The 12,223-nt window shown below is 71.1% G+C and carries 10 protein-coding genes; 3 read left to right on the forward strand and 7 right to left on the reverse strand.

The features are described 5' to 3' along the window. Positions 1-57: 57 nt before the first annotated feature. Positions 58-1,146, reverse strand: a complete 1,089-nt coding sequence (locus tag IF83_RS0111425) for a glycosyltransferase family 2 protein (RefSeq protein ID WP_051722674.1) — start codon at positions 1,144-1,146, stop codon at positions 58-60. Positions 1,147-1,342: 196 nt separating this feature from the next. Between IF83_RS0111425 and IF83_RS0111430 the strand changes: the two genes are divergently transcribed. Continuing rightward, a complete protein-coding gene (locus IF83_RS0111430; RefSeq protein WP_051722675.1) occupies positions 1,343-2,779 on the forward strand; it encodes an LCP family protein in 1,437 nt (478 codons plus the stop codon). Between the two features lie 129 nt (positions 2,780-2,908). Here the strand turns inward: IF83_RS0111430 and IF83_RS0111435 are convergent, their stop codons facing one another. After that, the gene (locus IF83_RS0111435) at positions 2,909-3,457 is read right to left on the reverse strand and encodes an acyl-CoA thioesterase (RefSeq protein WP_030543998.1); all 549 of its coding nucleotides are present in this window, start codon (positions 3,455-3,457) and stop codon (positions 2,909-2,911) included. Between the two features lie 130 nt (positions 3,458-3,587). On the opposite strand from IF83_RS0111435, the gene IF83_RS0111440 reads away from it, so the two are divergent. Beyond that, on the forward strand, positions 3,588-4,841 hold the full coding sequence (locus IF83_RS0111440) for an LCP family protein (RefSeq protein ID WP_030543999.1): 1,254 nt from the start codon (positions 3,588-3,590) through the stop codon (positions 4,839-4,841). Between the two features lie 96 nt (positions 4,842-4,937). Here the strand turns inward: IF83_RS0111440 and IF83_RS0111445 are convergent, their stop codons facing one another. From IF83_RS0111445 to IF83_RS0111460, 4 genes are all read right to left on the reverse strand, one after another. After that, entirely contained in the window at positions 4,938-5,483 is a 546-nt protein-coding gene (locus IF83_RS0111445) for a hypothetical protein (protein ID WP_158711031.1), read from the reverse strand. Continuing rightward, the gene (locus IF83_RS0111450) at positions 5,459-7,765 is read right to left on the reverse strand and encodes a DUF6571 family protein (protein WP_030544001.1); all 2,307 of its coding nucleotides are present in this window, start codon (positions 7,763-7,765) and stop codon (positions 5,459-5,461) included. Before IF83_RS0111450 ends, IF83_RS0111445 begins: the two co-directional genes overlap by 25 nt. A gap of 9 nt (positions 7,766-7,774) precedes the next feature. Beyond that, positions 7,775-8,245 (reverse strand): hypothetical protein, encoded by a 471-nt coding sequence (locus tag IF83_RS0111455; protein ID WP_030544002.1) that lies wholly within the window; start codon positions 8,243-8,245, stop codon positions 7,775-7,777. Positions 8,246-8,482: 237 nt separating this feature from the next. Beyond that, complete coding sequence (locus IF83_RS0111460) at positions 8,483-9,640, reverse strand: acyl-CoA dehydrogenase (protein ID WP_030544003.1); 1,158 nt, start codon at positions 9,638-9,640, stop codon at positions 8,483-8,485. Between the two features lie 207 nt (positions 9,641-9,847). On the opposite strand from IF83_RS0111460, the gene IF83_RS0111465 reads away from it, so the two are divergent. After that, a complete protein-coding gene (locus IF83_RS0111465; protein WP_030544004.1) occupies positions 9,848-11,188 on the forward strand; it encodes a UDP-glucose dehydrogenase family protein in 1,341 nt (446 codons plus the stop codon). Positions 11,189-11,353: 165 nt separating this feature from the next. Here the strand turns inward: IF83_RS0111465 and IF83_RS0111470 are convergent, their stop codons facing one another. Next, a complete protein-coding gene (locus tag IF83_RS0111470; protein WP_030544005.1) occupies positions 11,354-12,022 on the reverse strand; it encodes a GntR family transcriptional regulator in 669 nt (222 codons plus the stop codon). Between the last annotated feature and the right edge of the window lie 201 nt (positions 12,023-12,223).

A 12,223-nucleotide genomic window follows, 5' to 3' on the forward strand; every position in this document is an offset into this window, starting at 1 on the left:
GTGGCCCGCGTGGCCGTCCGCCCCTTCCGCTCGCGCGCCCCGCGCGCTCCGCGTGCGTCAGCCGGCGGTCTCGGCGGACCCGGCCGTCTCCGCCGCGGGCTTCCCGGCCGGGGACGGCTCCCCCTCCTCCGTGACGGCCGGCCGACGGCTCGCGATCACCTTGCGCGCCAGCGAGCGCGGGCTGGTGAGGAAGCCCCACCCCCACGACATGTGCATGGTCGCCAGCGCCACCGGGATGCGCAGCCGCGCCGCGAGCGGCAGCCCCCGGCCGGCCGGCAGCGAGCCCGCGGTGATGCCCGCGAGATACCCGGCAGGGACGACGAGGCCCCAGGGGGTCAGCAGCACGCCCGCGACCGTCCCCGCCGCGATGGCGAGCACCGCGGCCGGCGGGGCGAGATAGCGCAGATTGATGGAGCCCCGGTGGTAGCGGGCCACGACATGGCGCCAGCGGCCGTAGTCCTTGTACTGCTTGGCCAGCGCCCGGACCGTCGGCCGGGGCCGGTACGAGACCCGGAGCTCCGGCGAGAACCAGATCAGCCCGCCGGCCTCGCGGATGCGGAAGTTCAGCTCCCAGTCCTGGGCGCGGATGAACTCCTCGTTGTAGCCGCCCTGCCGCTCCAGCGCCTCCCGGCGGAAGACGCCCAGGTAGACCGTCTCGGCCGGGGCCGCCGCGCCGCCGGTGTGGAAGGCGGCGTTGCCGACCCCGATCTTCGCGGTCATGGCCGCGGCGACGGCCTGCTCCCAGGCGTTCTCCCCCTCGGCGTGCATGATGCCGCCGACGTTCTGCGCGCCGGTCTCCGCCAGCAGCCGGACGGCGGTCGCGATGTAGTCCGGGGAGAGCATGCCGTGGCCGTCGACGCGCACCACGACCGGGTGCCGGGAGGCCCTGATGGCGGCGTTGAGCGCGGCCGGGGTGCGGCCGGTGGGGTTGGGCACGGTGCGCACCCGCGGGTCCTCGCGGACCAGCTCGGCGGCGATCTCGTCCGTACGGTCCGAGGACGGGCCGAGGGCGATCACCACTTCGAGCTCGCCCGCGTAACTCTGCTGCAGGATGTGCTGGACGGAGGCGCGCAGATGCCGCTCTTCATTGAGCACCGGCATGATCACGGAGACGGCCGGCGGCGGCTGTTCAGGGGAGGCGTTCATCGTTTCTCACGTTACCGCGAACGGGGGACGGGGCCGTAGCCGCCCGGGTGCGACGGGGCCCGCCGGGCGGCGTGGGGGCGCGGTCCGCTGATCGTACGGATCTACGGTGACACCTTCCCGCCGGCTCCCGCGCCGGCTTCCGCCGCCCTCCGGCGGCTCGCGCCCAGCCCGTCCCGGCCCTGCGGAGGTACCACCGATGACGACGCCCGCCGCCCCCGGCCCGAGCCCCGATCCCTCCGGCGGGAGCGGTGGCCGGCGGTCCCGCCGGTCCCGGTGGGGGCTGCGGCTCGCGCTCTGCGTCTCCGCCGTCGTCCTGTCGGCCGCCGGGGCGGGACACGCGGTGGTGGGCGGCCTGGGCACCGCCATCGAACGGGTGGACCCCTTCGCCGGGCTGCCCGACCGGCCCTCGAGGGCGGGCGGCGGCGGAGCGCTCACCTTCCTGCTCGTCGGTACGGACGGCCGGGACCGGATCACGGCCGAGCAGCGGCGGAAGTACCGGCTCGGGGGTGAGTCCTGCCACTGCACCGACGCCATCCTGCTGGTGCGTCTCTCCGCGGACCGGCGGCGGGCCGGCGTGGTGAGCATCCCCCGGGACACGTACACGGAGCTGCCGGCCGGCGCGGAGAGCGGCGGGGGCGGCGCGGCCGGGGGCGAGAACGGGGCCACCGGCGAGAGCGGGGCCGGGGGCGACGGGGGCGGCCGCCCCGTCAAGCTCAACTCGGTCTACGCCGTGGGCGGCCCGCGGCTCACCGTGCGGACGGTGGAGAAGCTCACCCGGGTCCGTATCGACCACTATCTGGAGGTCGACTTCAGCAGCTTCATGCGCACCGTGGATCTCCTCGGCGGCGTCGACATCTGCACCACCCGGCCGCTGCTGGACCCGCGCAGCGGTCTCGACCTGCCGGCCGGCACCAGCAGGCTGGACGGCGGCGAGGCGCTCGCCTATGTCCGGGCCCGCCATCTCGACGCCGAGGGCGACCTGGGGCGGATGCGGCGGCAGCAGCGGTTCCTGGCCGCGCTCGTGGACCGGGCCGCGGCGAGCGGCCTGCTGCTGAACCCGGTGAAACTGGACCGGGCGGCCGGTGAGCTGCTCCGCTCGGTCCGGGCCGACCACGGCCTCGGCCCGGAGGAACTGATTGGTCTGGGCCGTGCCGTGCGCGGCATCACGGCGGCGTCCGCGGAGTTCGTGTCCGTACCGGTGGCCGACCCGGACCACAGCGTCCCCGGCATCGGCTCGACCGTTCTCTGGGACGAGCCGCGGGCGGAGGCACTGTTCGAAGCCCTGCGCGAGGACCGGCCCCTGACCGGCGCCGGCGGACACCCCGGGTCCCACGGCGGCCCCGGCCGCTCCGGAGAGCCGGGCCCGGCAGCCCCGCCCGGCGGCCCTGCGGCGGGGCACGAGGGCGGAACCGGAGAGCCGGACGGGGAAGCCACCGGCGCATCAGCCGGGGCGGCGGAACACGGGGCGGCGGAACACGGGGCGACCGCCGGCCGGCCGTCCCCCGGAGAGGCGGCCCCGGGTAACCGGGAGGCGCCGGCGAGTCCCGGGACCCCGGGGGAAGCGGCCGGCCCGCCGCGGCCGGGCGGCGAGGCACCCGGCCCGGTCCCGGGCGACGAGGTGGTCTGCCCCTGAGCCGCGCGTCCGCAGGGCGGGAGCCGGGAACGAGGCCGGCCAACGGCGGGCCGGCCGGACGCGTGCCGGCCGGCGGGGCGGGCGGGAACCACGGGCCCGGGCCGGGCTGCCCGCTCCGGGGACGGACGGTCAGTCGTCGATGCCCTCGGCGGCCCGCTTCTCGCGGAGTTCCTTGATGGCCCGGCGCCGCGCCAGCCGGTGCGTCCGGCGGATCTGCGCCTCCTGGTAGCGGCGCTTGTCCCGCTCGGTCTCGGGAACGACCTGCGGCACCGGCCGGGGCCGGCCGTCGGCGTCGACCGCGGCGAAGACGAGATAGGCGCTGCCGACCTGGGTGGCGGGCGTCGACTCGTTCCAGCGTTCCGCCATCACCCGGACGCCGACCTCCATCGAGGACCGGCCGGTCCAGTTGACCTGTGCCCGCACATGCACCAGGTCGCCGACGCGGACCGGCTCCAGGAAGACCATCTCGTCCATCGAGGCCGTGACGGCCGGACCTCCCGAGTGGCGCCCGGCGACCGCGCCCGCCGCGTCGTCCACCAGCTTCATGATCACGCCACCGTGCACCGTGCCCAGAAGATTGGTGTCATGTGCGGTCATGATGTGGGACAGGGTGGTACGCGAGGCACTGGTGGGCTTGCTGGGAACGGTCTGGTGCGCGGAGAGGGCCTGATCGGTCATGTCTTCAACTGTATGCGCCCGATCTCCCCGGCCTGACCAGGCCCGTTTGTGCATCAGCTCTGCTACAGGATTGTGTGTATCCGCCACCCGCCCTGGGAGCCGGCCCCCTCGGGCGTGCACACTTCCCCGTATGACTGACTGGCCCCAGGGATGGACCGCGGACGGTGACGGCTACGGACGCGGCGGCGCGATGCCCGGACCGGAGCCGACGCGGCGGATGCCCCACATGCGGCGCGGCGCGCAGCCGGCCGGACCGACACCGCCCCCCTCCGCGCCGCCGTACGGCCGCGTGCCGGCCCAGCAGTCGCAGGGTTACGACGACCCCTACGCCGGCGGTGACGGATACAACACCGGCCAGGTCTACGGCGGTGGCGACGGCCGCGGCGGCGACCCGTACGGCCGCCCTGCCCCCGACTGGGGCCGCCGCATCAAGCGCGGTCTGGTGACGCTCGTCCTCGTGGCACTGGTGGTGAGCATCGGCACCTACTTCTGGGCGGACTCCAAGCTGCGCCGTGAGGTGGATCTCAGCATCGTCAAGGACCGCCCCGAGGCCGGCGAGGGCACCAACTACCTGATCGTGGGCTCCGACAGCCGCGAAGGGCTCTCCTCCGAGGACCAGAAGCGGCTGCACACCGGCCGGGTCGAGGGCAAGCGCACCGACTCGATGATGATCCTGCACGTCGGCGACAACGGGAACACCATGATCTCGCTGCCGCGCGACTCGTATGTCACCATCCCGGACTTCACCGGCTCGGAGAGCGGCAAGGACTTCCCCGCCTCCGGCCCCGCCAAGCTCAACGCCTCGTACTCCAAGGACGGCGCGCCGCTGCTGGTCCGCACCGTCGAGTTCAACACCGGGCTGAAGATCGACCACTACGCCGAGATCGGCTTCGGCGGCTTCGCGGAGATCGTGGACGCGGTGGGCGGTGTCGAGATGGACATCCCGCGCGACCTCAAGGAGAAGAACTCCGGCATCGACCTGAAGAAGGGCCGCCAGACGCTCGACGGCGAGCAGGCGCTGGCCTTCGTCCGGCAGCGCTACGGCCTGGCCGGCGGCGACCTGGACCGCACCAAGAACCAGCAGAAGTTCCTCTCCGCGCTGGCCTCCCAGACCGCCACCCCGTCGACGGTCCTGAACCCGTTCAAGCTCTACCCGGTGATGGGCGCCGGGCTCGACACCCTGATCGTCGACGAGGACATGAGCCTGTTCGACCTGGCCTCCATGTTCTGGGCGATGAAGGACGTCACGGGCGGCGGCGGCACGCAGATGAACATGCCGATCGCGGGCTCGGCCCCGGGCGGCTCGCTGAAGTGGGACATGACGAAGGTCAAGCAACTCGTCTCGGAACTCAAGAACGACCAGCCGGTCACCGTCACGGAGTAGGCGGCACGCCCACTCGTCTATCCGCCGCGCCGTCCGGCCGCTCCCCGAGCGCCCCGGACGGCGCGACGTTGTCATGACGCTCGCTCCGTGCGGAGCTCAGGATTTCCCGCACGGCAGTGTCTTCTTGTACTCGTCGGCGTAGGCGCCGATAAATTCGCGCAATACCGACTTGCCGACCTCGGCATCATCCTGTTGCGGAATCCGGACCACGATCGAGTAGCGGCGCCCCTTCGGACCATCGCAGGGAAACACCGTGACCGCTCCGGCATCCCACACGGCCTGATCGCCGGAGAAGTCCGCATAAGGGACGTTCTGGATCTCCTCACCCACAGCATCCCGCACAGTGAAGTCCTCTTCGCGCCATGATCCGGTGATGTTCAGCACCCCGGACCCGCGCACTCTGACATCACAAGCTTGCATACGGTCATCCGGACCGTAGGTTGACTCCGATTGCCTGACGGTCTTACCCGCAGGGAAGAGCGGCTCAATGAGGTCCGGGTCCACGCCGGTTCCGCAGAGGTCGTCAGGCACGGCGTATTCCCGTTCCAGCCCGCCACCACAGCCCACCAGCCCGGCTCCCGCAAGACAGACCGCCACAGCCCACGTTGCCCGCGAACTCATTCCGTGCGTGCCGATGCCCACGCCGTTCCCTCTCCATGACTGTTACCTGCCTGAACGGCAGCGGACTCCACCAGGTCGGGAATGATCTCGGGCTTCACATCTCCCCGCGCCGCGGCATTGGCGGCGGCTTCTTGTGCTGCGGCAATGGCCGCGTCCCGGCCTCTTGCGTAGGAACGGCCCGCCTCGTGCTGAGCTTCTGAGGTCGTGTCCTGGGCGATGCTGCTCATGACACTTTCCTGGATGTCCTCGGACACCCACCCCACAACTTCTCCGGCAATGGGAACACGGGAGGTCACGGCACCAAGCCCCATGCCAAGGAGACGGTCGACCCATTTCTGCTTTTCCGCAGCCGACTCATTGAAAGCCGCGTCCGAGGCTGTGTGATAGTCGTGGATGGCTTCAGCGCGAGCCTCACTCATGATGCCCGCCATGACAGCACCAGGCGCAACGGCATTACCGACCCGGCCCATAAGCATGGCCTCAGATGTTGTCTCACCGTTGACAGCACGGTCCACCAACTCATGCGTGTACGCCTGTTGCGCGGCTGTGATGGCCGCGTAGGCATCCGGATCCTGGCCAACCACCGCAAGAAATGGCTGGACCGTTTCATTCTGCAACGCCGCCGAAGCTCCGAAGGAGACGAAATCTTCATCGCTGCCCGATCCGTAGATCACCCGCTGGAAGTCCGGCATGTACTCTGCGGTGATGTCACCAAGGCTGTCTCGCATGGCATAGAGAGGACCTGATGCCACGTCCACATCGCCGTTCTCGTTGCGCTGCAACAGTTCTGGTGATGTGCCGAACTTGTTGACCAGTTGCCGGGTGAGTTCCGCCTGTTCCGGACTATGCCTCATCGCCGGCGCCGACAAGTCGCCGTCGTAAGGGCGCCCCGTTGTAGCGGCTTCCAAGGCGTGCCCAAGAGCGTCAGGTCCGTCGCTGAACGCGTCCTCGGAATCCTGGTGCAGCTTCAGGTTGTCCGCGGGCCACGTGAACTCCTCGTCAGTGAAGACTGACACGTAGTCAGAGAAGTCAGCTGTCGCACTCCGGTCCGCCGTGCCGTCCTCCCGGTACACCGTCGGCGTCTCCGTGAAGAACTTCGTCGCCGCCTCCGGGCTGTGGCCCAGTGCTTCCAGCACGCTGTTGAGCGGCACATATCCGGCACCGACCTTGCCCGAGGGGTTGAAGCCGTAGTTGTCGTCGCCCGGTGACGGCTTGTTGTTCAGGAACCGGTACGGGTCTTCTCGGTGCAGTTGTGTCACATGTTCCGCGATGGGAGTCAGGAAGCGGGGATCGTAGTTTCCGTGCCTGAGCAGGCCGCCGAGGATCTGGTAGCCGTAGGGCTTGTTCATTGCCCCGCGTTCCAGCTCGACCGGTTGTGTGCCGAGCCGGCGGAACTCCGCGCCCCAGCTCGCCGGGAGGTGGTGCTTGGTTCCCTGGAATCCCTTCGGGGCGTCGGGTTCGGTCGCGTTCGCCAGGGCGTACCCCATGTTGCGCTGCAGCTCGGTGACGGCGGCGAGCCGTGTGGGGTTGTCGCCCTCGGTGCCGTTGATGGCCATCCGCCCGTAGAAGCGCAGGGCTTCCTCGGGGCCGCCCAGCCCTTGGTAGAAGCGGGTCGCGAAGGCGCCGTTGGGCTCTCCGGCGTTGTGCTTGAGCAGGGAGTTGAACTCCGCGAGTTGCCCGTTGGTGATGCCCGGGCCCAGCGCGGCCAGTTCCAGGGCGCGTTCGGACTGGGCGTCGTCGAGGGAGGTGTATTCGGCATGGCCGAAGTTGTGGGCATCGCCCCCGTGGCTCTTGTTGAGGGCACGCGCGACGGAGCGATCGATCTCCTCGGCCCGGGCCACCAGCCGGTTGATGCGGTTCTCCAGCCGCTGCTTGGCGTCCGTCGCCTCCTGGGAGTGCACACCGGTGTTGGCGGTGGGACCACCGGGGAACTCACAGCGGACCGTGCCGTCCCCGAGGTCTCTCACGCCACAGCCGACGTCCCCCGCGTCCCGGTCGTAGGCCTTGCGGACGTCCGACTGGACCTCGGTGAGGTCGGCGTGAGCGTCACGGAGGATGCTCCAGATGCTCTTCGCCTGGGTCTGGGCGTCGCGGATCTCCCGGGCGGTCTTGCCGACGAAGGGCTTGGTGACAGCGGCGTTGACGCCGGCCCAGCGTGCGCGCTCGGAGTGCCGGTGCATGCCCTCCGAGGCCTCTCGCGCGATCTCGCCCAGGGCATCGGCCATGGTCTTCCACTGGGTGGCCGCGTCACCGAGGTCGTCGAGCGATACCTGGTACACATCGGTGAAGGTGAGCTTCGGCATGCCGCTCCCTCACCGGAAGTACTGGCTGATGGCGGAGGCGGAAACGGCGGAGCCGTCGCGGTGTCTCATCGAGGCCGCGATCGCCGCCTCGTCCTCGGTGTGCCGCTTCCGTGAGAAATCCAGGTGATTGGAGATGTGGGCACAGGCCTGGAGCAGCGTTTTGAGCTGGCTGTCCCAGGTCTCCACCGTCGTGGACAGCGCGGCTCCCGCCGCGAAGCGGTGCTTCTTCAGCTGCCGGGCCGCCCGCATCGTCGTGCCGGTGCCTTCCTCGTCCATTCCGGCACCGACGATGTCACCGGCCCTCTGGAGGTCGCCGTGGAGCTTGAAGGCGTCGTTGCCGACCTGGCCGAGATCGTCCTGCCGCACGACGAGATCCTCCGCCGCGGACCCGCCCGCACCGCCTTCCTCCGGTAACCGGTTCAGCCTCGTCCGGTCCGACGCCTGCGCCCTGAGCCGCGCCCATTCCTCGTCGAACGACACTTGTCCCCCCTTTGGTCTTTGGTCCTTGGTCCGCAACCGAGCCGGCCCGGCGCACGGACCGGCCGTGCACGAGAAGTTACCGGCTTCCGTGGTGCCGTCGCCATGACGGGCGACGGGGCCCGGTGCCGTGGGACAGGTCCGCCCCCGCGCACGCGCCCGTACACGACGAATGCCCCCCGCTGACCGGCCGGGGGGCATTCGCGTGCGGGCGGGGCGGCAACAGGGGCCGCGCCCGGGTTACTTGGGCAGGTTGCGGGCCATGACGATGCGCTGGACCTGGTTGGTGCCCTCGTAGATCTGGGTGATCTTGGCGTCGCGCATCATGCGCTCCACCGGGTAGTCCCGGGTGTAGCCGTAGCCGCCGAGGAGCTGGACCGCGTCGGTGGTGACCTCCATGGCGGCATCGGAGGCGTAGCACTTGGCCGCGGCGCCGAAGAAGGTGAGGTCGGCGTCGACGCGCTCGGACTTGGCGGCGGCCGCGTACGTCAGCTGGCGGGCGGCCTCGATCTTCATCGCCATGTCGGCCAGCATGAACTGGACGCCCTGGAAGTCGGCGATCGGCTTGCCGAACTGCTTGCGCTCCTGGACGTAGCCCTTGGCGTAGTCGAGGGCGCCCTGGGCGATGCCGAGTGCCTGGGCGGCGATGGTGATGCGGGTGTGGTCGAGGGTCTTCATCGCGGTGGCGAAGCCGGTGCCCTCCGCGCCGATCATGCGGTCGGCGGGGATGCGGACGTTGTCGAAGTAGACCTCGCGGGTCGGGGAGCCCTTGATGCCGAGCTTCTTCTCCGGGGCGCCGAAGGAGACGCCCTCGTCGGACTTCTCGACGACGAAGGCGGAGATGCCCTTGCTGCGCTTCTCCGGGTCGGTGACGGCCATGACCGTGTAGTACTCGCTGACGCCGGCGTTGGTGATCCAGCGCTTGACGCCGTTGAGGACGTAAGAGTCGCCGTCGCGCACGGCCCGGGTCTTCATGCCCGCGGCGTCGGAGCCCGCGTCCGGCTCGGAGAGGCAGTACGAGAACATGCCCTGGCCCTTGGCGAGCGGCGTCAGGTACTTCTTCTTCAGCTCCTCGGAGCCGGAGAGCACCACCGGCAGCGAGCCGAGCTTGTTGACCGCCGGGATCAGGGAGGAGGAGGCGCAGACGCGGGCCACCTCCTCGATGACGATGACCGCGGAGAGGGCGTCGGCGCCCGCGCCGCCGAAGGACTCGGGGACGTGGACGGCGTGCAGGTCGTTGGCGGTCAGGGCGTCCAGCGCCTCCTGCGGGAAGCGGCCCTCCTCGTCCACCTCGGCGGCGAACGGCGCGATCTTCGCCTCGGCGAGCGCACGGACCGAAGCGCGGAGCATGTCGTGCTCCTCGGACGGCCGGTAGAGGTCGAATTCGGTGGACGACAAGGTGCCCTCACTCCCAGCTGCTGCTAACTACCGTTAAGTAACTTGATTCTAGTCGCGCGGGCCCGCCGGGTATAGGTGAGTTTGGCGACAGCGTGACGGCGGGACGGGCCGCGGACGGTCGGCGGAACGGGCACCGGGCGGACGGCGGGCTCCACGGCGGGCGGATATGCTCGCCGCAGTCCGCTCGCACGCGCATACGGAGTAGCGATGGCACCCAAGATCACCGTGATCGGCACCGGCTACCTCGGTGCCACTCACGCCGCGGCGATGGCCGAACTCGGTTTCGAGGTCCTGGGGCTCGATGTCTCCCCCGAGAAGATCGAGATGCTCGCTGCGGGCGACGTCCCCATGTACGAGCCCGGCCTGGAGGAGCTGCTCCGCAAGCACGTCGCGGGCCACCCCGGCTCCAGCGGCCGGCTGCGCTTCACCACCTCCTACGAGGAGGTGGGCGAGTTCGGCGACGTCCACTTCGTCTGCGTCAACACCCCGCAGAAGCACGGCGAGTACGCCTGCGACATGAGCTACGTCGACAGCGCGTTCGCCTCCCTGGCGCCGCATCTGCGCCGGCCCGCCCTCGTCGTCGGCAAGTCCACCGTGCCGGTGGGCAGCGCGGCCCGGCTCGCCGCCCTGCTCGCCGAGCAGGCCCCGGTGGGCGAGGACGCGGAGCTCGCCTGGAACCCGGAGTTCCTGCGCGAGGGCTTCGCCGTCAAGGACACGCTGCACCCGGACCGCATCGTCATCGGCGTCGCGAGCGAACGGGCCGAGAAGCAGCTGCGGGAGGTCTACGCGACCCCGCTCGCCGAGGGCTCGCCGCTGGTCGTCACCGACTACCCGACCGCCGAGCTGGTGAAGGTCGCCGCCAACTCCTTCCTCGCCACCAAGATCTCCTTCATCAACGCGATGGCCGAGGTCTGCGAGGCCGCCGGCGGCGACGTCGCCAAGCTCGCCGAGGCCATCGGGCACGACGAGCGGATCGGCAAGAAGTTCCTGCGGGCCGGGATCGGCTTCGGCGGCGGCTGTCTGCCCAAGGACATCCGGGCCTTCATGGCCCGCGCGGGCGAGCTGGGCTCCCCGCAGGCGCTGGCCTTCCTCCGCGAGGTCGACTCGATCAACATGCGCCGCCGCGGCCACATGGTCGAACTGGCCCGCGAGGCCGTGGGCGGCGGTTTCCTCGGCGTGCGGGTGGCGGTGCTCGGCGCCGCCTTCAAGCCGGACTCGGACGATGTCCGCGACTCCCCCGCCCTCAACGTGGCCGGGCAGATCCACCTCCAGGGCGGCCAGGTCACCGTCTACGACCCGAAGGCCATGGAGAACGCCCGCCGCGTCTTCCCCACGCTCGGGTACGCGACGAGCGCGCTGGAGGCGGCGCGCGGCGCCGATGTGGTGCTGCACCTCACGGAGTGGCGGGAGTTCCGGGAGCTCGACCCGGTGGCGCTGGGCGAGGTCGTCGCCGAACGCCGCATTCTGGACGGGCGCAACGCCCTCGACCCGGAGGCCTGGCGCGAGGCCGGCTGGACGTACCGGGCCCTGGGACGGCCCAGCGCCTAGGCTTCCCGCGCTCTCCCCCGGCGCTGGCGCGCTCCCCGCGGCCGGGGGGCCGTCATGGCGTGGCCGGGGCGGGTACGGCGTGGCCGCCGGGGGCCGTCACGGCGTGGCCGGAAACCGCCGGCCGGCTCGGCCGGACGCGCTCGCCGCCGGGCGGGGCCCGGCCCGTCAGCCCGTGCTGCCGCCGGCCACCGCGCGCAGTGAGTGGCAGGCGCCGTCCAGGTGCGCGCGCATGGTGCGGACCGCCTCCTCGGCGTCCCCGGCGCGCAGGGCGTCCAAAACCGCGGTGTGCTCCGCGATGATGCGCTCCCGCCCCAGGGCGTGCCGCGTCTGCACCATCGACAGATGGACCTCGCCCTGGATGCCCCGGTAGAGCCGGCTCAGCCGGGGGCTGCCGACCGCTTCCACCAGTGACTGGTGAAACCGCAGGTCGCTCTCGACGAAGGCGCTGTGCGGGGCGTCGTCCTCCAGCCGGCCGAGGTCCGCGATGGCGCGCTCGGCGGCGGCCGACGGCACGGTGCCGCGCTCGACCAGCAGGCGGACGACCGCTGTCTCCAAGGGCGTGCGGACCAGGAAGAGGTCCTCGACATCGGCCCGGGTCAACTGGGGTACGTACGCCGCCTTGTTGGCCTCGCGGTGCAGCAGCCCCTCGTGCACCAGGGCGGTCACGGCGCTGCGGGCCGTGGGCCGGGAGACGGCGTACTCGGCCGCGATCTCCGTCTCGGCGAGGGCGGTACCGGGCGCGATCCGCCCGTCGAGCACCCGGTCCCGCAGGGACGCGGCGAGCGCCTCGACGACCGAGACGGTGGACAGCCGAAGGGCGGCGTCCGGAGCCATGAACACCTCCGTCGGGCAGGGGCCTCATTCTCACATGGGCGCGGCGCCCTCATTGACAGACGGGATCCATTGACAGACATGTTTTGTTGTCTGACAATCTCCGGGTTCCCCCGGGCCGGAGTGGCGTGCGCCGCCGGCCGGCACACAGAGAGGCGAGGGCGCGTCATGGCTGCCTGCCAGCAGGTCTTCCACCCCGCCGCG

This window comes from Streptomyces albus subsp. albus (assembly GCF_000719865.1).
In the GTDB taxonomy this organism is placed as follows: Bacteria; Actinomycetota; Actinomycetes; order Streptomycetales; family Streptomycetaceae; genus Streptomyces; species Streptomyces albus_E.